Origin of the sequence: Pseudomonas sp. WS 5071 (genome assembly GCF_012985765.1) — a bacterium.
Lineage (GTDB): Bacteria > Pseudomonadota > Gammaproteobacteria > Pseudomonadales > Pseudomonadaceae > Aquipseudomonas > Aquipseudomonas lundensis_A.
Window position 1 is genome coordinate 1 of the sequence record NZ_JAAQWY010000031.1, and the last position, 24,287, is coordinate 24,287.

At 56.8% G+C, this 24,287-nt stretch carries 20 protein-coding genes and 1 other RNA gene; 3 read left to right on the plus strand and 18 right to left on the minus strand.

Translation table 11 applies throughout. From position 1 onward, the window contains the following. The first annotated feature begins 1,213 nt into the window (after positions 1–1,213). The 3 genes from HBN61_RS17875 to HBN61_RS17885 all read left to right on the plus strand — a co-directional run bounded on the left by HBN61_RS17875 (position 1,214) and on the right by HBN61_RS17885 (position 4,525). Entirely contained in the window at positions 1,214–1,438 is a 225-nt protein-coding gene (locus tag HBN61_RS17875) for a hypothetical protein (RefSeq protein WP_094993059.1), read from the plus strand. 190 nt (positions 1,439–1,628) lie between these two features. Continuing rightward, the gene (locus tag HBN61_RS17880) at positions 1,629–2,948 is read left to right on the plus strand and encodes an OprD family porin (protein WP_094993058.1); all 1,320 of its coding nucleotides are present in this window, start codon (positions 1,629–1,631) and stop codon (positions 2,946–2,948) included. A gap of 83 nt (positions 2,949–3,031) precedes the next feature. Continuing rightward, positions 3,032–4,525, plus strand: coding sequence for a GGDEF domain-containing protein (locus HBN61_RS17885; protein WP_170047459.1), 1,494 nt, complete (start codon positions 3,032–3,034; stop codon positions 4,523–4,525). A gap of 223 nt (positions 4,526–4,748) precedes the next feature. Here the strand turns inward: HBN61_RS17885 and lpxC are convergent, their stop codons facing one another. The 18 genes from lpxC to rsmI form a co-directional block, all read right to left on the minus strand. Continuing rightward, positions 4,749–5,660, minus strand: a complete 912-nt coding sequence (gene lpxC / locus HBN61_RS17890; RefSeq protein WP_047273792.1) for a UDP-3-O-acyl-N-acetylglucosamine deacetylase — start codon at positions 5,658–5,660, stop codon at positions 4,749–4,751. Positions 5,661–5,772: 112 nt separating this feature from the next. Further along, positions 5,773–6,990, minus strand: a complete 1,218-nt coding sequence (gene ftsZ, locus HBN61_RS17895) for a cell division protein FtsZ (protein WP_170047461.1) — start codon at positions 6,988–6,990, stop codon at positions 5,773–5,775. Between the two features lie 65 nt (positions 6,991–7,055). Continuing rightward, positions 7,056–8,315, minus strand: a complete 1,260-nt coding sequence (gene ftsA / locus HBN61_RS17900) for a cell division protein FtsA (RefSeq protein ID WP_094993056.1) — start codon at positions 8,313–8,315, stop codon at positions 7,056–7,058. A gap of 15 nt (positions 8,316–8,330) precedes the next feature. Then, complete coding sequence (locus tag HBN61_RS17905) at positions 8,331–9,197, minus strand: cell division protein FtsQ/DivIB (RefSeq protein WP_047278891.1); 867 nt, start codon at positions 9,195–9,197, stop codon at positions 8,331–8,333. A gap of 4 nt (positions 9,198–9,201) precedes the next feature. Next, on the minus strand, positions 9,202–10,158 hold the full coding sequence (locus HBN61_RS17910) for a D-alanine--D-alanine ligase (RefSeq protein ID WP_170047463.1): 957 nt from the start codon (positions 10,156–10,158) through the stop codon (positions 9,202–9,204). Then, positions 10,155–11,615 carry a UDP-N-acetylmuramate--L-alanine ligase gene (murC, locus tag HBN61_RS17915; protein WP_094993054.1) on the minus strand — a complete coding sequence of 487 codons (1,461 nt, stop codon included), beginning with the start codon at positions 11,613–11,615 and terminating at the stop codon, positions 10,155–10,157. Before murC ends, HBN61_RS17910 begins: the two co-directional genes overlap by 4 nt. Beyond that, positions 11,608–12,678 carry an undecaprenyldiphospho-muramoylpentapeptide beta-N-acetylglucosaminyltransferase gene (gene murG / locus HBN61_RS17920; RefSeq protein WP_169963092.1) on the minus strand — a complete coding sequence of 357 codons (1,071 nt, stop codon included), beginning with the start codon at positions 12,676–12,678 and terminating at the stop codon, positions 11,608–11,610. Before murG ends, murC begins: the two co-directional genes overlap by 8 nt. Next, on the minus strand, positions 12,668–13,879 hold the full coding sequence (ftsW, locus tag HBN61_RS17925) for a putative lipid II flippase FtsW (RefSeq protein ID WP_169963345.1): 1,212 nt from the start codon (positions 13,877–13,879) through the stop codon (positions 12,668–12,670). Before ftsW ends, murG begins: the two co-directional genes overlap by 11 nt. Next, positions 13,879–15,225, minus strand: a complete 1,347-nt coding sequence (murD, locus tag HBN61_RS17930; RefSeq protein ID WP_170047465.1) for a UDP-N-acetylmuramoyl-L-alanine--D-glutamate ligase — start codon at positions 15,223–15,225, stop codon at positions 13,879–13,881. The genes ftsW and murD overlap by 1 nt, the downstream gene beginning before the upstream one ends. A gap of 5 nt (positions 15,226–15,230) precedes the next feature. Further along, positions 15,231–16,313 (minus strand): phospho-N-acetylmuramoyl-pentapeptide-transferase, encoded by a 1,083-nt coding sequence (gene mraY, locus HBN61_RS17935; protein ID WP_047273782.1) that lies wholly within the window; start codon positions 16,311–16,313, stop codon positions 15,231–15,233. Then, on the minus strand, positions 16,313–17,680 hold the full coding sequence (locus tag HBN61_RS17940) for a UDP-N-acetylmuramoyl-tripeptide--D-alanyl-D-alanine ligase (protein WP_169963090.1): 1,368 nt from the start codon (positions 17,678–17,680) through the stop codon (positions 16,313–16,315). The genes mraY and HBN61_RS17940 overlap by 1 nt, the downstream gene beginning before the upstream one ends. Beyond that, positions 17,673–19,136 carry a UDP-N-acetylmuramoyl-L-alanyl-D-glutamate--2,6-diaminopimelate ligase gene (gene murE / locus HBN61_RS17945; protein ID WP_170047467.1) on the minus strand — a complete coding sequence of 488 codons (1,464 nt, stop codon included), beginning with the start codon at positions 19,134–19,136 and terminating at the stop codon, positions 17,673–17,675. The genes HBN61_RS17940 and murE overlap by 8 nt, the downstream gene beginning before the upstream one ends. Then, positions 19,136–20,878 carry a peptidoglycan D,D-transpeptidase FtsI family protein gene (locus HBN61_RS17950; RefSeq protein WP_094993048.1) on the minus strand — a complete coding sequence of 581 codons (1,743 nt, stop codon included), beginning with the start codon at positions 20,876–20,878 and terminating at the stop codon, positions 19,136–19,138. The genes murE and HBN61_RS17950 overlap by 1 nt, the downstream gene beginning before the upstream one ends. Further along, a complete protein-coding gene (ftsL, locus tag HBN61_RS17955; RefSeq protein WP_019823808.1) occupies positions 20,875–21,168 on the minus strand; it encodes a cell division protein FtsL in 294 nt (97 codons plus the stop codon). Before ftsL ends, HBN61_RS17950 begins: the two co-directional genes overlap by 4 nt. Continuing rightward, positions 21,165–22,112, minus strand: a complete 948-nt coding sequence (rsmH, locus tag HBN61_RS17960) for a 16S rRNA (cytosine(1402)-N(4))-methyltransferase RsmH (RefSeq protein WP_524539081.1) — start codon at positions 22,110–22,112, stop codon at positions 21,165–21,167. Before rsmH ends, ftsL begins: the two co-directional genes overlap by 4 nt. Beyond that, positions 22,109–22,564 carry a division/cell wall cluster transcriptional repressor MraZ gene (gene mraZ / locus HBN61_RS17965; RefSeq protein WP_047273774.1) on the minus strand — a complete coding sequence of 152 codons (456 nt, stop codon included), beginning with the start codon at positions 22,562–22,564 and terminating at the stop codon, positions 22,109–22,111. The genes rsmH and mraZ overlap by 4 nt, the downstream gene beginning before the upstream one ends. A 356-nt stretch (positions 22,565–22,920) precedes the next feature. Next, an RNA gene (gene rnpB / locus HBN61_RS17970) (RNase P RNA component class A) lies at positions 22,921–23,274 on the minus strand. Positions 23,275–23,414: 140 nt separating this feature from the next. After that, positions 23,415–24,269 carry a 16S rRNA (cytidine(1402)-2'-O)-methyltransferase gene (gene rsmI, locus HBN61_RS17975; protein ID WP_170047490.1) on the minus strand — a complete coding sequence of 285 codons (855 nt, stop codon included), beginning with the start codon at positions 24,267–24,269 and terminating at the stop codon, positions 23,415–23,417. Between the last annotated feature and the right edge of the window lie 18 nt (positions 24,270–24,287).

A 24,287-nucleotide genomic window follows, 5' to 3' on the forward strand; every position in this document is an offset into this window, starting at 1 on the left:
GGTCAAGTGCAACGCGAAATTGGCAACCTATCGGCGCCGTCACACTCAACCCAGAGAGGGAGCAGCCGGCAGTGAAAATAGCAGCTTAAAAACACGGCTGACGCGACAACTACCTTGCAAAACGCCGAGGGAATGAACTCACATATACATTCTATGATTTAACACCGCAAAAACCATACCATGTTTTCGTGTGGGGGATGAATGCGTATGAAACCGTAGGACCGAGATCGTATACCAATAATACATTCATGCATGCCGAACACAACTCGGACCAAGAGAACCCGACGCCTCCATTACACCTCACTGCATCCTACAGCACAATGAATGGAAATCTTCTCGTTTTTTTCAACCTGTCGTCTGACAACGTTAACATTGACCACTACATCGTTATCATCAATGATGTTGAGATACAAAAAACTGCGTATCCACTACCGGGGTATCACCGCATCATCCATCCTCTGCAAAAAAACATCCCATACACTGTATCTGTGTATGCTGTCGACACAAACAACAACCGTTCGAGTACTGTTTCTATTTCAGGAGACACATCCAACAAAGACACACAAGACTTGCCTCCTACAAATGGCAATGTGCTCCAAGTCATTCGCACTGAACACAATACTGCCGAACTCACATGGAACTTCATACAGCGAGCACGCTACATAGTCATAGCCTGCTTTATCGTTACAGAAGACGGTTTAATACCACGCCCCTTAGTACACACTATGGGCACGAGCATTGGCGTGAACTTACATAACATCCAACCTGACAAAAACTACACAGTCGCTATTTACGGGGTAAACAGTTATGGGGCTTCGGGAGTTCCTAGGTTCAGCGTTTTTTAAACGCGGTAATACTCGACACTTAAACTTCTAAAACGGGCTTACGGCAGGCATCAACTGTTATTGTCTCCCCTCTTTTTGTCATGCCTTTACGGACAACTGAAGCAAGGGTAAGCCAGACAATGGGCGTATCTTTTGTGAAGCCGTGTTTATGTTGATACTGCTTCGCACTCAATCCCTATCTGCGCTAATCGTCAATGGCGACGAACTGTCTCAATGCAAAGAATCGAGCGGACGCTCTATCTCAACACCTCCAACGTTTGTTACTCAAAACGCAAAAGTCCTTATCCAGAGCAGGGCTTTTTCGAGGCCGGGGTTGCCTATATTTTGATCGCACCACACAGAACTTGCATAGCAAGAAGGTTTTTGAAATGTCCAGCAGTATGGGTATGGCCAGCGTTTTCGCTTTGTCGTCTTTGTTGTTGTCGCCTTTGGCCATGGCGGAAGAATCGCCGGCGTTCGTTGCACAAAATGCAGCCCGCGCAGCCGCCTTCGAGCAACACCAAAAAGAACTCACCGCCAACCACCAACATGAGGCAAAGCCTCAGCAAACACAGGTTAAAGCCAGCGACAGCGATGACGTCAAGGACAGCTGATACACCACCTGAAGTCTTCCCGACCCAATCAGCCACAGCCTTTAGATGTGACTGATTGTTTCAAAAGCCGCTACTATAGCGGCTTTTTTTTGTTTGAAAAAAACCGTCGCAGCGCATGACGTGTTTGAACAAGAACGCGAATTTCTGAAGAAAATAAAAACTGCCATCACCCAAAAGGAGCAATTTACCGGTGAAGAACGCACTCAAGTTTAGTCCGCTATTCCTCGCGCTGGCTGCAACGATCCCTGCGCTGGCTCAAGCAGAGGACGAAACGTCCAAAGACGGGTTTATCGAAGGCTCAAGCCTCAAGCTGCATTTTCGCAACTACTACATGAACCACGATATTCGCAGCCCGAAGGCGGATGACAGCAAAGAGTGGGGCCAAGGGTTTATAGGTCGGTTCGAGTCGGGCTTTACCCAAGGTGTCGTAGGCTTCGGACTGGACGCCTATGGCATGCTCGGCCTGAAACTCGACGGCGGTGGTGGCACCGACGGCAGCAGCATCCTGCCGGTCAGTGACGGTAATGGCAAAGCGCCTACCGCGTTTTCATCTGCCGGTGCAGCGCTCAAGATGCGCGCGTTTGACACTGAGCTGAAAGCGGGCGACATGTTCCTCACCAACCCGGTAATCGCCGGTGGCGAGACCCGCATGTTGCCGCAGACCTTCCGTGGCGTGACATTGACCAATCGCAGCATTGACGGCTGGATGTTCGAGGGCGGCCAGGTCAGCTTCGAAAAACCTTACAACCAGAGCGGCATGCGTCGCCTGACAACCATGTATGGCAACCTCGACGGCCAGAGCAGCAAGCACATGAACTGGGCGGGTGCCTCGTGGAGCGGCGTACCAGAGCTCACCAGCAACCTCTATGCAGCCGAGTTGCAAGACATCTGGAACCAGTACTACTACGATCTGGATTACACCTACGCCCTGAACGAAAGCATCAGCCTGAACCCCGGGCTGCACTTCTATCACACGCAGGACACAGGCAAGGCACTGCTAGGTGACATCGACAACAACACCTTCAGCCTGCACTTCGCGGTGGCAGTCGCCGGCCATACAGTCACGGCCGTCTACCAACGGGTCAATGGCAATACGCCGTTTGACTACATCTATCAAGGCGACAGTGTTTATCTGGATAATTCGCAGCAGTATTCGGACTTCAACGGCCCGAATGAGCGCTCGTGGAAACTGCAATACGAATATGACTTTGCTGGCGTGGGCGTGGCGGGGCTAACCTCCATGATTTCGTATTCGCGTGGTGAACTCGACCTGACCAAGGTCGACCCCAACAGCGTCGGCTATGGCAACTGGTACAACGCTGACGGCAAGCATGCCAAACACTGGGAGCGCGACCTGACCATCAAGTACGTGCTGCAGGAAGGCCCGGCGAAAGACCTGGGCGTTGCCCTGCGCTGGTCGGCCAACCGCGGCAACGATGCGTATCAGGCGGTCGATAGCAATGTCGATGAATACCGCGTGATCATCGACTATCCTCTTGATGTGTTCTAAAGTCTGAATTAAAGCCAGCCTTCATGCTGGCTTTTTTGTGGGCAGTACGCCCACTCACAGGCTGTATCGAGGGTGACAGAAGCATGGCAACAACCCGTTTACCGCCTGAGCGTCTGATCACCCACCGTTGGTTGTCGATTGCCATGACGGTGTGCGTCCTCGCCATTTTGAGCATCAATGCGATTTTGTTAATACGTGAACATCGCAGCATCGAACTGTCGGCCATCCGCACCTCGCTTAATATCGTGCGCCTGATTGACCGCGACGTTCAAAACACGGTGGATCAGTATGACTCGGCATTGAGCGCATTGATTCGCGTGTCTAAGCGCCGTGACTTGAACAACCTTCCCCAGCCTCTGAAGCAAATGTTGCTGTTCGATAAAGCTGAGGACACCCCGGATAACGACGGATTTTTCCTGCTAAACGCTCAGGGCGATCTAGTTGCCAGCTCCCGGACAGATTACGCGCCCGGCAAAAACCTCAGCCACTGGAAAAGCTTCATAGAGCATCGCGACTCAAAGAGTGCAGCTCTGTTGATCTCCGATCCCTTCCCTTCTAACGAAAATAAGGGGTTTTGCTGCGTCAGCTTCAGCCGACGTATTTCTGCTGCCGATGGCACCTTCCAGGGGGTGGCGATCGCACAAATGAAAGTGGACTATTTCCAGTCACTGTTTCAAAAACTGGACTTGGGTGACCACAGCACCATCAGCCTGATCAACACCGATGGCTTGCTGCTCACTCAGCAACCCCGCCGTGAACGCACCCACGTTGACCTCAGCCAGGATCCAATTTTCAGCCGTTTGTTGAGGGAACATAAAGGTAGCTTTATCGCGGTTTCTGGCAAGCTCGGGCAAGAAAAGCTCTACAGTTTCTCGGAAGTCGGGCAACTGCCGTTGGTGGTAGTGGTTTCGCTGGCCACTGAAGATGTATTTGGCAGTTGGCGGCGCAACGCCATTCTGGTCGGTGGCGGCACGCTGGGGCTGGGCATCACGTTGTTGGTCCTGACCTTGCTGCTGGGGCGCGAGCTGCGTCTGCGGCGCAACGTTGAACAGGAATTGGAGGCGCTGATCCGAACGGACCCGCTCACTGAGCTGGCCAACCGCCGCAAGCTGGACGAAACACTCAATAGCGAATGGAAACGGGCGCAACGTACCGGCAATCCGCTGTCATTAATTATGATCGACGTCGATCATTTCAAATCTTTCAATGACACGTACGGCCATCAGTGCGGTGATGAAGCATTGCGGTTGGTCGGCAAGATACTCAAGACGTTCGTGCGCCGCTCCACCGATCTGGTGGCACGCTATGGAGGCGAAGAATTTGCCATGGTGCTGGCTGACACTCACCCGGAGGGTGCCGTGCAACTGGCTGAACACATCCGTCGCAGCATCGAACAACTGCCCTCCATCACCCCCGATGGTATGCGGCTCACGGCCAGCCTCGGCACCTGTACACAATGGGTAACCCCCGATGACTCTCAGGCCCAATTTCTACGCTGTGCCGATCAGGCGCTGTATCAAGCCAAGAAAAATGGTCGTAACTGTGTGGTCAGTGGCCATACCGCTGGCGGCTCTTGAACCCACCCTGCCGCACGCTGGGCATGCGGTCACGTATTCCTTTAAAGGTATTGAAGGCCTCTAAGCCGCACCTGTGCGCGTAAATACCGAAAGCCCGCAACCTCAGTTGAACACATGGCTTCACTGGCAACACCTTCCGGCCATTCGGTCTGTGCACCCGGTTCAGGCGCATAAAAAAGGCCACCCGAGGGTGGCCTTCAAAAACTAGAGAAAGAAGTTTTACTTAAACTGCCGCAACCGGACGCATATACGAAATCGGTGCTGTGCTGGCATCTTCAAAGGTCACGACTTCCCATGCATCTTTCTGCTCAATCAGCTTGCGAAGCAGCTGGTTGTTCAGTGCATGGCCAGACTTGAAGCCCTTGAACTCGCCAATCAGGCTATTGCCCAACAGGTAGAGGTCGCCAATGGCGTCGAGGATCTTGTGCTTCACGAACTCGTCTTCATAGCGAAGACCGTCTTCGTTCAGTACACCGTCCGCGTCGACAACGATTGCGTTTTCCACGCTGCCACCGAGTGCGAGGTTGTGCTTGCGCAGGTACTCGATGTCACTCATGAAGCCAAAGGTACGGGCGCGGCTGACTTCTTTTACAAACGAAGTGCTTGAGAAATCCACGCTTGCACTTTGTGTGCGATTACGGAAAACCGGGTGATCGAAATCGATCTCAAAAGTCACCTTGAAGCCTTCGAAAGGGACGAAAGTGGCGCGCTTGTCGCCATCTTCCACTGTCACTTCACGCAGGATACGGATGAATTTCTTCGGCGCGTCCTGTTCTTCCAGGCCGGCAGATTGAATCAAAAATACGAAAGGTCCGGCGCTACCGTCCATGATAGGGACTTCAGACGCGGAGAGTTCGACGTAGGCGTTATCGATCCCCAGGCCAGCCATGGCCGAGAGCAAGTGCTCTACCGTGTCTACTTTGGTATCGCCGTTGACCAACGTGGTCGACATGGTTGTCTCGCCGACGTTTTCCGCGCGAGCAGGAATCTGCACCACAGGGTCAAGGTCTGCACGACAAAACACGATGCCGGTGTCCACAGGCGCAGGCTTGAGGGTCAGGTAGACCTTCTCACCGGAGTGCAGGCCGACACCTGTGGCACGGATAATATTTTTCAGGGTGCGTTGTTTAATCATGGCATTGGCCGCTTCAGCGCAAATTGCGAACTGGTATCAACAAAGGCTGGCGATAATAGCAGACCGAGCCTTTGCTGAACACCAATCACCTTAATCCCCCTGATTGATTTCATTAATCAGCCTGTCGACGCAGGAAAGCCGGGATGTCCAGGTAATCCAGATCGTCTTGAGGATTGAGCTTGGCAGCGGTTGTCGCGCCTTGCTGGGCCTGATTACGCATCACGGTCGGACGGTCCAGGTCACGGTAGTTAACCGTTGGCAGCTCCTGGCGGGTTTCTTGACGAACGTCCTGACGTGCAGCAGCGGCTTGAGCCGAAGAAGCGGCGTACGACGCTTGAACCGTATTGTCGATCACCTTGACCGGCTTCTCGATTTTCGCACCCAGACCGGTCGCAACAACGGTCACGTGCAGTTCGTCGCGCATGTCAGGATCAATTACGGTACCGACCTTGACCATCGCGTGCTCGGAAGCGAACGCTTCGATGATGCTACCCACGTCAGAGTATTCACCCAGCGACAGGTCTGGACCGGCAGTGATGTTCACCAGAATGCCGCGAGCGCCTTCCAGGTTCACGTCTTCGAGCAACGGGTTACGGATGGCCGCTTCGGTCGCTTCGCGTGCACGGTTAGGACCGCTGGCGCAGCCAGTGCCCATCATTGCCATGCCCATTTCGCTCATCACAGTGCGCACGTCGGCAAAGTCGACGTTGATCATGCCCGGACGCTTGATGATGTCGGAGATACCGCGAACGGCACCCGCCAGTACGTCATCGGCCTTGACGAAAGCCGACAGCAGGCTGGCGTCCTTACCGAGGATGGTGAGCAGTTTTTCGTTCGGAATCGTGATCAACGAGTCAACGCTTTCGGACAGCAGACGAATACCTTCGTCAGCGATCTGCATGCGCTTGCGGCCTTCGAACGGGAATGGACGGGTCACCACCGCAACGGTGAGAATCCCCATTTCCTTGGCTACTTCGGCAATGATCGGTGCAGCACCGGTACCGGTACCGCCGCCCATGCCCGTGGTGATGAACACCATGTTGGTGCCCTGCAGCACTTCAGCGATGCGCTCGCGGTCCTCAAGAGCAGCCTGACGGCCAACTTCAGGGTTCGCACCGGCACCCAGGCCTTTGGTTACGCCTGTGCCCAATTGCAGGATGGTACGGGCGCCAATGCTTTTCAGCGCTTGGGCGTCCGTGTTGGCGCAGATGAATTCAACGCCTTCGATGTTGCTCTTAACCATATGGTTAACAGCATTGCCACCGCCACCACCAACACCGATAACCTTGATTACCGGGCTTTGCGGGATGTTGTCTACGAGTTCGAACATTTTCCCTCTCCTTACCTTCTCTAGTTTTTTTCGCCTACTTCTACTGCTGGTAAATCGTTTGTTGCTTAGAAATTGCCCTGCACCCAACGCTTAAGGCGCTCAAGGACAGGGGCTTTCTGTTCTTCACTGCTGTAACTGTCGCGGCTGCCTAATCCCGACAGAGAAATGCCATCGGACTGTTTTTGCAGCCCGTATTGCAGCAAGCCCACAGCCGTGGAGTAAATCGGGTTACGCACAACATCGGCCAACCCTTTGAAACTGTGTGGCACGCCCAGACGCACAGGCATGTGGAAGATTTCTTCGGCCAGCTCGACCGCGCCTTCCATCTTCGAAGTGCCTCCTGTCAGGACGATGCCCGCCGGGATCAAATCTTCGTAACCGCTGCGGCGCAGTTCGGCCTGAATCAGGCTGAACAGCTCTTCGTAACGGGGCTCGACCACTTCGGCCAGGGCCTGGCGCGACAGCTCGCGCGGTGGACGATCACCCACGCTTGGCACTTTGATGGTTTCACCGGCGCCTGCCAGCTTGGCCAGCGCGCAGGCGTAGCGGATCTTGATTTCTTCGGCGTACTGGGTCGGTGTGCGCAACGCCATCGCGATGTCGTTGGTCACTTGATCGCCAGCAATAGGAATCACCGCGGTATGACGGATCGCCCCTTCGGTGAAGATCGCGATGTCCGTGGTGCCGCCGCCGATATCGACCAGGCACACGCCCAGCTCTTTTTCGTCATCGGTCAGTACTGAGTAAGCCGACGCCAATTGCTCAAGGATGATGTCGTCCACCTCGAGGCCACAACGACGTACACACTTCTCGATGTTTTGCGCCGCATTCACGGCGCATGTCACCACGTGGACCTTGGCTTCCAGACGCACGCCCGACATGCCCAGTGGCTCACGAACGCCTTCCTGGTTATCGATCACGTAGTCCTGCGGCAAGGTGTGCAGTACGCGCTGGTCTGCCGGAATAGCCACTGCCTGGGCAGCATCAAGCACGCGCTCAAGGTCGGCCGAACTGACTTCACGGTCCCGGATTGCCACGATGCCGTGGGAGTTCAGGCTGCGAATGTGATTGCCCGCCACGCCGACGAACGCCGAGTGGATACGGCAGCCCGCCATCAACTGCGCTTCTTCCACTGCGCGCTGGATCGACTGCACGGTGGATTCGATATTCACCACCACGCCCTTCTTCAGGCCACGGGATGGATGGGTGCCGATACCAACGATTTCGAGTTGGCCGTCGGCCGCGACTTCGCCTACCAGCGCAACCACCTTGGAGGTGCCGATATCCAGGCCGACGATCATTTTGCCGCTTTGCACATTTGCCATGGGTCCTGCCTCTTCTTAATTCTTCGCGACAGCGGGTTGGGCTATCGTGGGTGCCACAGGTTCCCGCCAGCCGACGGCCAATCCGTTGGCATAACGCAAATCAATGCGCGCTATGTTCGTAATCTGTTCTTTCAGCGTTTTTTCATAGATGGCTATGAAACGACGCATTTTCTCTACCAAGTGATCGCGCCCCAACAGCAGCTCGATCCCTGGCCCTGCACTGCCGGCCCCTGTTGTCAGGAACCAGCTACCGCGTTCACGCAGTTCCAGCCGGGCTATGGAGAAGCCCATCGGACGCAGCATCTGGCTCAACACCTGATACTGCTGCATCACTTGCTGCTGAGCCCGCTGAGGGCCGAACAGCTGCGGCAAATGTTCGTAATTGGCCAACTCACGCGGGGTGAAGGCCTGCCCCTGGTTGTTCAGCAGAGCTTCATCGCCCCACCGCGCCACCGGCAATTGCTCTTCAAGACGGATCACCACTTGATCCGGCCAGACCCGTCGCACTTCGGCATGGGCAATCCACGGCATCTGTTCCAGCTCGGTGCGCATGGCTTCAAGGTCGACCGTGAAAAAGCTCGCCGCAATGTAAGGTGCGATGCGCTGTTGCACGGCCTGCTGGCTGATGTAGGTCAGGTCGCCCTGCACGTTGACGTTAGTAATCGGCCGGTCCGCGTACGGCATGAGCCGTTGTGCGCCTTCGTAAGTACCGAAACCCAACGCCACCAGCAACACCGGCCAGAACAGCGCCTTCAAAAAGCCGAAATTGGCTTTTGGCAGGCGCGCCGACATCGGCTCTTTCGCCACCATTCGGCTCGCGCCACGCGGCACCGGCTTGCGGCCGGGAGCGAGGGGTGGCTGGCGATGCTGGGCGCCTTGCATGGACTTAACCTCGCGGCTCTACACTGGCTGCCAGAATCGACAGCACCAACTGTTGAAAATCGAGACCGGCAGCCTTGGCCGCCATCGGCACCAAGCTGTGATCGGTCATGCCCGGCGCGGTGTTGACTTCCAGCAGCCAGAATTGACCGTCGGTGTCCTGCATCACGTCCAGGCGTCCCCAACCGGCAATACCGATCGCCTCACAGGCTTTTGCCGTGAGGTCCATGAGTTCTTGCTCCTTGGCACTGTCGAGACCGCATGGCACGCGATACTGGGTATCGTTGGCCACGTATTTGGCGTCGTAGTCGTAGAACGTATGCGGAGTGCCCAAGGCAATCGGAGGCAACACTTGGTCACGCAGGGTGGCGATGGTGAACTCGGGACCCGAGATCCATTGTTCAACCAACACTTGCGAATCGTACTTACTGGCGTCGGCCCAGGCGCTGATCAATTCCTCAACGCTGCTCACTTTGGCCATACCGATACTTGAACCTTCATGGGCCGGTTTGACGATCAAAGGGAAGCTCAGTTCCTTCGCTGCAGAAATACAATCGGCTTCGGTGCTTAATACGGCATGACGCGGGGTCGGAATACCGAGGCTGTGCCACACCTGTTTGGTGCGCAACTTGTCCATCGCCAGGGCAGACGCCAGGATACCGCTGCCGGTGTAAGGAATGCCCAGGCATTCCAGCAGGCCCTGCATGCTGCCGTCTTCGCCGCCACGGCCGTGCAAAATGATGAACGCACGGTCGATTTTTTCTTGAGTGATACGGCTGATGAAATCATCACCCACGTCAATGCCGAACGCATCCACTCCGGCGCTTTGCAGCGCGCTCAATACGGCATTGCCTGACTTGAGCGAAACTTCACGCTCAGCGCTTTTGCCGCCGAACAGCACCGCTACGCGGCCGAAGTCTGCGGGTGCAATGGTCGAAAACAGGTTGGCGTAGGCTGCAGTCATTTCAACTTCCCTTCGCTGGCTGCCACGGTGGCACCGGCAAACAACGGACTTTTAATTAGTTGCGGTGCCAGACGCCCGATATCGCCAGCGCCTTGGCACAACAGAATGTCGCCCGCGCGCAACAGCGGCTTGACGATCGGCGCCAGCTCAACGCCGCGCTCAATGTAGATCGGGTCCAACTGACCGCGTTGACGGATGCTGTGGCACAACTGACGGCTGTCAGCACCCGGGATCGGTTCTTCGCCCGCCGGATAGACTTCCATCAGCAACAGCACGTTGGCATCGGCCAGCACTTGCACGAAATCGTCGTACAGGTCACGGGTGCGGCTGAAACGGTGTGGCTGGTAAACCATCACCAGACGACGCTCAGGCCAGCCGCCACGAACGGCTTTGATCACGGCGGCAACTTCAGTCGGATGGTGGCCATAGTCGTCGACCAGCATTACGCTGCCGCCTTCAACGGGCAGCTCGCCATAGACTTGAAAACGGCGGCCCACACCCTGGAAGCCCGACAGCCCCTGAACAATGGCGTCATCGCTGATGCCTTCATCGCAGGCAATGCAGATGGTTGCCAGCGCATTCAGCACGTTATGGTTGCCCGGCATGTTGACCGAGACATCCAATGGCTCACGGTCCGGGCGCAGTACGGTGAAGAACGTCTGCATGCCCTGCTGGCGCACATTGATTGCACGCACGTCAGCGGTTTCGCTGAAGCCATAAGTCACGGTCGGACGCTTGACCAGCGGCAGGATTTCACGCACGACCGGGTCGTCCAGACACAGCACCGCCAAGCCATAAAACGGCAGGTTGTGGAGGAATTCGACGAAAGTTTTCTTCAGCTTGTTGAAGTCACCCTCGTAGGTCGCCATGTGGTCAGCATCAATGTTGGTGACCACAGCGACCAGCGGCTGCAAATGCAGGAAGCTGGCATCGCTTTCGTCCGCTTCAGCAATCAGGTAGCGGCTGGTGCCCAATTGTGCATTGGTGCCAGCTGCATTCAGCCGACCACCGATCACAAATGTCGGGTCCAGCCCACCGGCGGCAAACACAGAGGCCAACAGGCTGGTGGTGGTGGTTTTGCCGTGCGTACCGGCAACGGCAATGCCGTGACGGTAGCGCATCAGTTCAGCCAGCATCTCGGCACGCGGCACGACCGGAATACGACGCTCAAGCGCGTTCGCCACTTCCGGGTTTGACGTATTGACGGCACTCGACACCACCAGTACATCGGCGTTGGCCGCGTTTTCAGCGCGGTGGCCGATAAAAATGTGTGCGCCGAAAGATTCAAGGCGTTCGGTCACAGGCGATGCATTCAGGTCGGAGCCTGACACCTGATAGCCCAGGTTCAGCAACACTTCAGCGATACCGCACATGCCCACGCCGCCGATACCGACAAAGTGGATACGCCGGATACGGCGCATTTCCGGTTGCGGCATGGCTTTTTGATTCTCAACCATGGGCCACCTCCAGGCAGATATCGACAACATTGCGGGTCGCATCAGGTTTGGCCAAGCGGCGAGCATTGGTCGCCATGCTGTTCAGTCGTTCCGGTTGCATCAAAACCTCTGTCAGGCGTGCAGCCAGATCGGCTGCGCCAGTCGTCGCTTGTGGCATCAGGAAAGCCGCGCCTTCCCGAGCCAAAAAGTCGGCATTACGGCTCTGGTGGTCGTCGATCGCGTGGGGCAAGGGCACCAGCAGCGAGGGCAGACCGGCCGCAGCCAGTTCACTGACGGTCAACGCGCCTGCGCGACAAACCACCAGGTCGGCCCAGCCATAAGCGTGGGCCATGTCTTTAATAAAAGGCTGAACTTGAGCCTCCACGCCGACCGCGTGGTAACGCTCGGCGGTCAGTTGGTCGTGTTGTTTACCGGCCTGATGGAACACCTCAGGGCGCACCTCGGCCGGTACGAGAGCCAGCGCTTCAGGCAGCAATTTGTTCAGCGGCTCAGCCCCCAAGCTGCCACCCAAGACCAGCAAACGCGCCTTGCGCCCGTGCAGTGGCGCGCGCGGGGCCAGTGAAAACAGTTCAGTACGCACCGGGTTGCCGGTGGTGCGGCGTTTGTCTGAAGGCTCAAAGGTTTCCGGGAAGGCTTCGAGCACGCGCTGCGTCATCGGTAACAGCAGGCGGTTAGCGGTGCCGGCAACAGCGTTTTGTTCGTGGATGATCACAGGAACGCCACACGTTTTGGCGGCCAGGCCGCCGGGGCCGGTCACATACCCGCCAAACCCCAGCACGCACACCGGCTTTAGCTGGCGAATGATGGCGCGCGCTTGCATCAATGCCTTGAGCAACACAAATGGCGCTTTGAGCAACGACAGCTTGCTCTTGCCACGCAGGCCGGTGACGTTGATCCGGTGCAAGGTGAAACCGGCGGGTTCTACCAGTTCGTTTTCGATACCGCGCGGTGTACCGAGCCAGTGCACGGTGTAACCACGGGCTTCAAATTCGCGCGCACAGGCCAAAGCCGGGAACACGTGTCCACCGGTGCCGCCCGCCATGATCAGCACATTAGCGCCCATGGTTCGGCTCCTCTGCGAAGTCGCTTTCTTTAAACTCGGTGTCTTCGCTGCCCAAGTGGGTACGACTTTCCCACTCAATACGCAGCAACAATCCCATGCACACGCAGCAAATCACCAATGAACTGCCGCCATAACTGAGGAACGGTAGCGTCAACCCTTTGGTTGGCAGCAAACCAACGTTCACCCCGATGTTGATCAGGAATTGTCCGATCCACAGGAAGGACAAACCGTACGCCATATAAGCAGCGAAATATTGCTTGGCGCGCTCGGCCCACATCCCGATGTACATCCCGCGCACGCAGACAAACACGAACAAGGCCACAGTGAGGAGCGAACCGACCACGCCCAGCTCTTCGGCCAGTACCGAGAACACGAAGTCCGTATGGGCTTCGGGCAGGTAAAACTGCTTCTGCACGCTGTTGCCCAGACCGACGCCGAACCATTCGCCACGACCAAACGCAATCAGCGCCTGTGTCAGCTGGTAGCCCGAGCCAAACTGGTCAGACCAGGGGTCGGTAAAGGTGATCAAACGTGCCATCCGGTAGGGTTGCGCCTGAACCAGCACGAACACCGCCCCCACCGCGAGTGCCACCATCAGGGCAAAGCGGAAAAGACCAACGCCACCCAAAAACAGCATGGCGGCAGCTGCCCCCATCATCACGACGGTGGCACCGAAGTCGGGTTCCATCAGCAACAGGCCAGCCATAGGCAGCAGCACGATGAACGGTTTGAAAAAGCCCATCCAGCTTTCGCGGACTTCTTTCTGTCGGCGTACCAGGTAACCGGCCAGATAAATCACAACGAACACCTTGGCAATTTCAGAAGGCTGAACGTTGAAAAAACTGAACCCGATCCAGCGCATGGAGCCGTTGACCTCACGACCAATGCCGGGCACCAGCACCATGACCAGTAGGCCAAACGCACCAACCAACAACATCCAGCCCCAACGCTGCCATGTCGCAATCGGGACCATCATGGTCAAGATGCAGGCGCCGAGCCCGAGTACGATGTAAAACAGGTGGCGAATCATGTGGTAGAGCGTGTTGCCCGATTGCAACGCTGCCACTTCGGACGATGCCGAGGTGATCATGACCAGACCCAGGCCCAGCAATGCCAGGCAACCGGCAAGCAGCGGGAAGTCGAGGTCAATGCCACGGCCCGTGATCAGCGGTGAAGGATAGGGTTTGAGGACGCCGAAGATCATGCCAGGGCCCCCACTGCGCGGGCGAACAACTGCCCGCGCTCTTCGTAGTTCTTGAACATGTCGAAACTGGCGCAGGCTGGCGATAACAAAACAGCATCACCGGATTGGGCCAGGGCGCGGGATTGGGCGATCGCCTCATCCAGCGAAGCGGCACGCACCTGGGGAATGGCATCGCCCAGCGCATCGGCTATCAGGTTGGCATCACGCCCGATCAGCACCACGGCACGGCAGTATTTGGTCACGGAGTCACGCAAACCGCTAAAGTCGGCACCTTTGCCGTCGCCCCCGGCGATCAGAACGAGCTTGCCGTCCATGTCCATGCCCAGACCATCGATAGCGGCCAACGCAGCGCCGACATTGGTAGCCTTGGAATCGTTGTAGTAACTCACGCCCTCAAGCTCGCGTACCCACTGGCAGCGATGCTCAAGGCCGGTGAAATTACGCAAGCTCGACAGCATCGCGTCGAACGGCAGCCCCACTGCGTGGCCCAGTGCCAAAGCAGCAAGCGCGTTTGCCTGATTGTGCGCACCGCGCACTTTCAGTTCACGCACAGGCATGAGGTTTTGAAATTCGAAGGCGAGGTATTTTTCGCCGTTTTCTTCACGCAAACCGAACGCTTTGAAGTCCGGCGCGCCCAGACCGAACGTCCAGCACGGCAGGCCGTCACTCATCAACGGGCGGGTCAGCGCATCCTGACGATTGACCACCACTTGGCGAGCACCCCGGAAGATCCGGTGCTTGGCCAAGTGATACGCGGGCAAGCCGCTGTATCGGTCCATATGGTCTTCGCTGACATTGAGCACGGTGGCCACTTCAGCCCCCAACTGATGGGTCGTTTCAAGCTGGAAGCTCGACAGTTCCATCACGTACAACTCAACGTCGTCGCTGAGCAGGTCGAGTGCAGGCATGCCGAGGTTGCCGCCGACCGCCACGCGCTTGCCTGCCGCTGCAGCCATTTCGCCAACCAGCGTGGTTACCGTGCTCTTGGCGTTGGAGCCACTGATTGCAACGATGGGCGCTTTTGCGTTACGCGCGAACAGGTCGATGTCGCCCGACAGCTTCACGCCCCGTGCAGCCGCTGCTTGCAATGCCGGGGTGGCCAGTGCCAGACCGGGGCTGACGTACAGCTCATCCGCCCGGCACAGGAACTCGACATCCAACTCGCCACAACGCACTTCCACTTGCGGGTAGTCACGGCGCAACGTGGCCAGCTCCGGTGGATTTTCCCGCGTGTCGGCAACGGCAAATGACACGCCCTGACGCGCCAGGAAGCGCACCAGGGACATGCCGCTCTTGCCGAGGCCGACAACAATGCGGAAGTGGTCAGAAGCGATCAGAGACACAGGTTCTACCTCAGCTTCAATGTGGCAAGGCCGATCAACACAAGAATCACGGTGATGATCCAGAAACGGACGATCACGCGCGGCTCAGGCCAGCCTTTGAGTTCAAAGTGGTGGTGAATCGGCGCCATGCGAAATACACGTTTACCGGTCAACTTGAAGGACGCGACCTGGATCACCACGGACAGGGTTTCCATCACGAACACACCGCCCATGATGAAGAGCACGATTTCCTGACGCACAATCACGGCGATGGTCCCCAGTGCGGCACCCAGCGCCAGTGCGCCGACGTCGCCCATGAAGACTTGGGCCGGGTACGTGTTGAACCACAGAAACCCAAGACCGGCGCCGATCAATGCGCCGCAGAATACGATCAGTTCACCGGCCCCCGGCACATAAGGGATCAACAGGTAATCGGCAAATTTCACGTTACCCGACAGGTAGCAGAAGATGCCCAGTGCACCGCCCACCATCACCGTCGGCATGATTGCCAGGCCATCGAGGCCGTCAGTCAGGTTGACGGCGTTGCTGGAGCCGACGATCACGAAATACGTCAGCACCACAAAGCCAATGCCCAGCGGAATGCTGGCATCTTTGAGGATCGGCAAGATCAGGGTAGTTTCGACCGCGCTCGGTGCCGTCATATACAGGAAGATCGCTGCACCCAGACCGAATACCGATTGCCAGAAGTACTTCCAGCGGCTCGGAAGGCCGCGGGAGTTTTTCTCGATCACCTTGCGGTAGTCGTCGACCCAGCCAATGGCCCCGAACAGCAGGGTGACCAACATCACGACCCACACGTAACGGTTGCTCAGGTCTGCCCACAGCAAGGTGCTGATGGTGATGGCGGACAGAATCAACGCACCGCCCATGGTCGGGGTGCCGGATTTCGACAAATGCGATTGCGGCCCGTCGTTACGCACAGATTGGCCGATTTGGCGGTTTTGCAGGGTGCGGATCATCCACGGCCCAAGGCACAGTGACAGAGACAGCGCGGTCAGTACGCCCAGAATTCCCCGCAGGGACAAGTACTGGAAGACCGCGAAGCCCTTGTAGAACTGTTGCAGATACTCCGCTAGCAGCAGCAGCATTAATGTTTCTCCCCGCTGGAACCGCACAGCGCCGCAACGACGTTTTCCATCGCAGCGCTACGCGAGCCCTTGATCAAAATAGTGGTGTTTGTTTCGTGCTCAGCGCGAAGCGCCTTGATCAGGTCAGCCTGATTGGCGAAGTGACGAGCCTGGTGTCCAAATGCAGCGACGGCATGAGCCATCATTGGCCCCACCGCATAGAGCGCTGAAACCTTGTCGGCGGCATAAGCGCCTACTTCACGATGTCCTTGCTCCGCCCACTCACCCAGCTCGCCAATATCTCCGAGCACCAGAACGGTGCGGCCGGAAAAGGCGGCGAGTATATCAACGGCAGCGCACATTGAGGTGGGGTTTGCGTTGTAAGTGTCATCAATAATTCGTAGTCCGGCAGGGGTCAGTTGAGCCACTGCTCGCCCCTTGACCGGTTGCACCGCGTTTAACCCGGAAACGATGCCAAACAGTGAGACGCCCAGCGCATAAGCGGCTGCCGCTGCGGCCAGGGCATTGGCTACGTTATGACTGCCCAACAGGTTGAGCTGAACCTGCTCCACGCCCGCCGGGCTGTGCAAAGTAAACCCTGGGCAACCACGCGCATCACGGGTCAATTGGCTGGCATGGAAATCCGCTTGAGCATTGCTCAAGGCGAACGTGAGAACCTTGCGCTCACCGGCACGGGCCTTCCAGATGCCGAATGCCTTGTCATCAAGATTGAGCACCGCGACGCCATCGGCCGCCAGCCCTTCGATGATTTCGCCTTTGGCTTCGACAATTTTATCCGGGCCGCCAAATTCACCGACATGGGCTGTGCCAGCATTGTTAAGCACGGCCACGTGGGGGCGGGTCAAGCTGACGGTGTAGGCGATTTCGCCCAGACGCGATGCGCCCAGTTCGATCACTGCCGCTGTGTGCTCGGGCGCCAGCTCCATCAAGGTAAGCGGAACGCCGAGGTCGTTATTCAAATTACCTTTGGTTGCCAACACCGGCCCGCGCGTGCGCAGGATGCACGCGAGCATTTCCTTGACCGTGGTTTTGCCGCTGGAACCTGTAATCGCTGCCACCGGCTTGTCGTAGCCAGCACGGTTCAACGCACCCAATTGACCCAACGCGACGCGTGTGTCTCTAACGATCAATTGAGGCAAGGCTGACTCAGGTACTTCCCGCTCGACCAGTGCGGCTACAGCGCCCTTGGCCGCCACTTCGTTCAAGTAGTCATGCCCGTCAAAACGCGGGCCCGTTAAGGCAATAAACAACTGCCCTCTGGTAATTGCACGACTGTCAATGCTGACACCGTTAAAGGTCGCATCAGCCTCAACCAGACGACCGTTAAGTGCCGCACAGACTTCGCTCAACAATAGAGGCTTAAGCATGGGCGGCCTCCCAAGCGAGCAAGGCATTTTCGGCTTCTACAAGATCGGAGAAATCATGACGTTCGCCATTGATTTCCTGATAGTCCTCGTGACCTTTACCCGCCAGCACGATCACGTCATCAGCACTGGCTTGAGCAATGATCTGCGCAATGGCTTCAGCACGCCCGGCAACGAAGGTGACGTTGGCCTCATCGGCAAATCCGGCGCGGATGTCATTGAAAATCTGCGCGGGGTCTTCAGTACGCGGGTTATCGTCGGTGACCAGAACGGTGTCAGCCAAACGCTCTACCACCTCAGCCATCAGCGGCCGCTTGCCGCGATCGCGATCACCGCCGCAGCCAAACAGGCACTGCAACTGCCCTTTTGCGTGAGGACGCAGGGCCAGCAGAACTTTTTCCAGCGCGTCAGGGGTATGTGCGTAATCAACCACGACCAATGGCTTGGAACCACCGCCCAAACGCTGCATACGGCCTACCGGACCTTCCAGTTTTGGCAGCACGTTAAGAATTTCATCCAGCGGATAATCCAGGCCCATCAAAGCACCGATAGCGGCCAGCACGTTGCTCAGGTTGAAGCGACCGAGCAGCGTACTGCGCAGTAAATGCTCACCTTGAGCGGTTTTCACCGTGGCACGCACGCCGTCATCGTCAAACGTTGCGTCGTAGCAATACAAAGAAGCACTGCTGTCTTCGAGGCTATAGCTAATCAGTCGGGAATCATGCTTTTCAGCGGCGAGTTCACGACCAAATGCATCATCCAGATTCAGTACCCGGCACCGCAGGTTCGGCCATGCAAACAGCTGGGCTTTTGCCTGCGCATACGCTTGCATGGTGCCGTGGTAGTCAAGATGATCGCGCGACAGATTAGTCAGGACTGCCACATCAAATGCCAATGCACTGACCCGCCCCTGATGCAAACCATGGGAGGAGACTTCCATCGCTACCGCTTTTGCACCGGCTTTTTTCAGATCAGCCAGCATGGCCTGCACGGCAATCGGATCGGGCGTTGTGTGCCGTCCGCTTTGCAGCGCGCCATAAAAGCCAGTGCCCAATGTACCGACGATTCCGCAATGCTGGCCCAACAAATCCAGCGCCTGCGCCACCAGTTGAGTAACGCTGGTTTTACCGTTGGTACCGGTGACGCCCACCAGGTTGAGGTGATGGCTTGGCTCGCCATAAAAGCGCCCGGCGATATCTGACAATTGTGCAGCAAGACCTTTGACCGGAATCAGCGGCACCGAGGTGATGGGTAGCACTGAAGCGCCATCCACTTCATACGCCACAGCAGCTGCGCCTCGGCTTAAGGCATCCGCGATGTGTTCGCGGCCATCGAGCTTGCCGCCTGGCACAGCAAGGAACAGGTCGCCTGCGCGTACGTTCCGGCTATCAAGGGTCATCTCGCGGATCAGCAAATCGTGACCAGCGTGGGGGAATATTTTGTTCAGGCTCAAGGACATTAGCCGCGCCCTCCTTTGGCTGCCGCAGCGGCCGCCGCTGCTTGTTGCTCTGCCGCAGTCGGCAGGTTATCCGGCGTGACGTTCATCAGGCGCAGGGTGCCAGACATGACTTTGCTGAATACCGGCGCCGATACCAGACCACCGAAGTAGCCTGCCTTGCTCGGTTCGTCGATCACTACCACGATGGCGTAACGCGGGTCGTTCATCGGGCCGAAACCTGCGAACAGTGAGCGATAGGAATTCACGGCATAGCCTTTGACGCCGCCAGAAGACGTTTTGCGCGCCGTACCTGATTTGCCGCCCACATGGTAAGCCGGCACTTTGGCACGCCACACACCACGCGGGTTTTCGATCACTTCTTGCAGCATGCCCTGCACGGTTTTTGCGACTTGCTCGGGCATCACCTGCGTGGCCTGTACCGGTTTGTCGGTTTTGAGCAGCGTCAGCGGCGCGAGTTTGCCGTTGTTGGCCAATGCCGAGAACGCATGCACCAGCTGGATGGCTGTCACCGAAACCCCGTAGCCATACGACAAAGTAGCGGTTTCAGCTTTGCGCCATTCGCGGTAGTTGGGCAGGTTACCGACACGCTCGCCGGGGAAGCCGAGCCCGGTGTCTTGCCCCAGCCCCATTTTCGCCATCTGACGGAAAATAGCTTCTCCGCCGATATCGAACGCGACTTTACTCATGCCCACGTTACTGGAATTGATCAGAATGCCGGTCAGGTCGAGGATCGGGCCTTCGGTACGTGATACGTCACGAATGGTGTATTTGCCCAACTGCAGTGTGCCGGGATAGACCTCGACCTTGTCGGTCGGCTTCCAGCGGCCGGTTTCCAGTGCAGCACTCATCGAAATCGGTTTCACTGTCGAACCCGGCTCGAACACGTCGATCATGGCGCGGTTACGCATCATCGCCGGTTGCAGGTTGCGACGATTGTTAGGGTTGTACGTAGGCTGATTGACCATGGCCAGAATCTCGCCGGTCTTGACGTCCATGATCACCAGGCTGCCTGCCTTGGCACCGTTTTCGACCAGTGCGTTGCGCAGTTCACGGTTGGCCAGGTATTGAAGGCGCAGGTCAATCGACAACGCCAAGGTCTTCCCTGCCTTGGCGTTTTTTGTCACTTGCACGTCTTTGATCAATCGCCCACGTCGGTCCTTGATGACCTGTCGTTTGCCCGCAACACCTGCCAGCCACTCGTCATAAGCCAACTCGACACCTTCACGGCCTTTGTCGTCGATATCCGTAAAGCCGACCATGTGCGCAGTCACCTCTCCCGCCGGGTAGAAGCGACGGAACTCTTCAATGCCATAAACACCTGGCACCTTGAGGTCGAGAACGGCTTGCCCCTGCTCCGGGGTCAGGCCCCGCACCAGGTAGATAAATTCTTTGTTGGCTTGCTGTTCAAGACGCGCAGCCAGGACCTTTGGATCCTGGCCCAGGGCATGGGCCAGAGCCGGCCAGCGATCTTTGGCAACCTGCATTTCCTTGGCGTTGGCCCACAACGTGGTCACTGGCGTACTGACCGCCAACGGCTCGCCATTACGATCGGTAATCAGGCCACGGTGAGCAGGTATCGGAATATGACGAACACTGCGCGCGTCGCCCTGACCTTTAAGGAAGTCGTGGTCGATCACTTGCAGGTAGATGATCTGGCAAGCGATCGCGCCTACCAACAGTGCCAGCAAAGCCAGCACCAAGCGAAAACGCCACGGGAAGAGTGCGCCTTCGAGTTTGATCATGGCGCCACCATCCGAACTTCTGCTGCGCCAGGAATGCGCATTTTCAGTTGTTCGCTGGCCAGGGTTTCGATACGGCTGTGGGCCGTCCACGTGCTTTGCTCAAGGATCAGACGGCCCCATTCGGCCTGCGCTTTGTCACGCACACTCAATTCGCCATACAGGGTGTTGAGCAATTGCCGATTCCAGTGCGCGCTGTAAGAAACGCCGACAGCCGAAACCAGCACGCCAATAAACAGCAGCAGCATGAAGAAACTTCCGCCGGGAAGTGGCTTGGCAAAGAGCTTGTTCAACGAAGCTTCTCCGCAACGCGCATGACAGCGCTGCGCGAGCGCGGATTGGCTTTTAGCTCTTTATCGGAGGCAGTCAGTGCCTTGCCATGAATTTTGATTTTCGGAACAAATGCAACGTGCTGAATAGGCAGGTCGCGAGGAAGGTTGTCTGACTCGCCCTTGACCAGCTTGCGCATGAACTGCTTGACGATGCGGTCTTCCAGGGAATGAAAACTGATGACGACCAGACGGCCGCCAATTTCCAGCGACTCCAGTGCCGCCTCAAGACCCGCTTCCAAATCACCCAACTCGTTATTGACGTGAATGCGCAAGCCCTGAAATGTACGGGTTGCCGGGTTCTTGCCCTTTTCCCACGCAGGGTTGGCTACCTTCAGGACTTCTGCAAGGTCAGCCGTACGCTCGAATGGCTTGCTTTCACGTCGATCCACAACTGCGCCTGCCATGCGCCATGCGTGACGCTCTTCACCATACTCTTTGAAGACGCGGGCTATTTCTTCACGGGACGCAGTGTTGACGAATTCAGCCGCGCTGACACCTTGGGAAGGGTCCATGCGCATGTCCAACGGACCGTCGCTCATGAAACTGAAGCCACGCTCCGGATCATCAAGCTGAGGCGATGACACACCCAGGTCCAGCAAGACACCGCTGACTTTGCCGGCCAGCCCACGCTCGGCAACCTCAGCACCCATTTCGGCAAAGCTGCGCTGCACAATGACAAAGCGGCCGTCTTCGGCCGCCAGCGCTTGCCCTGTGGCAATCGCTTGTGGATCTTTATCAAACCCGAGCAGGCGACCTTGAGGACCGAGATGCTGGAGTATCAGACGGCTATGTCCGCCGCGACCGAAGGTGCCATCCAGATAGCATCCATCAGGACGTACGGCGAGAGCCTCTACGGCTTCGTCGAGCAGTACGGTGATGTGGTTGAAGCCGCTATCTATAGTCACAGAATTAAATCACGCAGTTCGTCAGGCATCGCGCCCGGTTGTTGAATAGCTGCAAGGTCAGCGGCAGAAACAGCTTCCCAAGCATCCTCGTCCCACAGTTGAAACTTGTTCAGCTGGCCCACCAACATCGCGCGCTTTTCCAACTTGGCATATTCACGCAAGCGCGGCGGCACCAGAAAACGACCACTGCCATCGAGCTCAAGGTCGACGGCATTACCAATCAGCAAACGTTGTAGCCGGCGGTTCTCTTCACGCAATGAAGGCAGTGCCCTCAGCTTCGTTTCGATCAACTCCCACTCATCTAGCGGGTACACACATAAGCAGGGATCTACCGCATCAATGGTCACGATCAGCTGCCCGGAGCTCCGCGAAATCAACTCGTCACGGTACCGGCTCGGCATTGCGAGACGGCCCTTTGCATCGAGACTGATTGCATTGGCTCCACGAAACACGGCTGCGTTTCTCCAAATATTAGCGTTTTACGTCTAGAAAACCCACTTTATGCCACTTTTCGCCACTTGCGCACACTATAGGAATGCGCCCACCACACCGTCAAGGCGCGACCCGAAGGAAAACCCTTACAGAACTGAGATTTAGGTGGGGAATTAGACGTACAGAAGCAAGCCGAAGAAATAATTGACGATTGATAGCCAATAAACTCAAAGCCCTGGACTTCAAACTTAAAGTAGTTTGTTAAGACTAAGAACTTTTTGTCATTACTTCGTGAAATTTTCGTGTGTTTGTTGCGAGGGGGTAGAGCGCGTCTTGATTATTGCTAGCTGCCTGCAGGGCAATCAGAAGAAAAAAGGTGGAGAGTCGATCTGTAAGCCGGGTTCTGTCGTGAACAGTCATTCGTCTACGATGGCCATCACTGGACATCTTTAGCAACCTACCCGGTTCCAGCGCGGGCCACGCCTTGGAACCCTATTTGGTCTTGCTCCAAGTGGGGTTTACCTAGCCACGAACTGTTACCAGACGTGCGGTGCGCTCTTACCGCACCTTTTCACCCTTACCGGCGCCGAAGCGCTTAGGCGGTTATTTTCTGTGGCACTTTCCGTAGGCTCACGCCTCCCAGGCATTACCTGGCACTTCGCCCTATGGAGCCCGGACTTTCCTCCCCCCCCTAATTTTCATAGAGGGCAGCGACTGTCCAATCGACTCTCCGCCGCGAAGATTAACGGCACAAAGCGTATAGGACAAGCTTTAATAGCCGTATGACACCCTCAACCGCCGATCCGAAAACCACGCACGCACCGGCAAAACAGCAAAAAAACGCTATGGGCTACCAGACACGCCGGGTATTCAATCGGTTTTTTGCTTCTCAAGCGCCACTTGATAAAGCACGTTCTTGCGCTCGCCGGTAATTTCAGCTGTCAACGCCGCTGCACGCTTAAGGGGCATTTCCTTGAGTAAAAGATCGAGAATACGCATGGCTTCACTGCTGATTGCATCTTCGCTTTCTGGCGCAGTCCAACCGGCCACCAGCACGACACACTCACCGCGCTGTTGATTGCTGTCACTTTCAACGAACTCTCGCAGCTCAGCCAATGGCAAGCCTTTGAGTGTCTCAAAAGTCTTGGTCAACTCACGGGCCAACAACGCCGGACGCTCTGGACCGAACACCAGCTCCATATCCTGCAGGCACTCAAGAATGCGATGCGGCGCCTCATAAAAAATCAAAGTACGCGGTTCTTCTTTCAGCAGCTCAAGCCGCGTCCGACGACCAACCGCCTTGGCAGGCAGGAAGCCTTCGAAGATAAAACGATCAGAAGGCAGCCCGGCAGCCGATAAAGCCGCAATCAAAGCACAGGCTCCCGGCACGGGAACGACAGGTATGCCAGCAGCTCGCGCTTGACGAACCAGGTGATAGCCCGGGTCAGAAATCAACGGCGTTCCGGCATCGGAGATCAACGCGACGTCCTCGCCCGCCAACAACCGCTGAATGAAGCGACTGCCTTCATCACGCTCGTTGTGTTCGTGACACGCACCCAACGGCGTGGAAATACCGAAATGCTGCATCAGGCGTAGCGAATGACGCGTGTCCTCCGCAGCAATAAGCGAGACATCACGCAATACTTTAAGCGCACGCGCACTGATATCGTCCAGGTTACCGATGGGCGTGGCCACCACATAAAGTGAGCCAACAACGGAATTCACAGCACCTGGAGCAGTCAA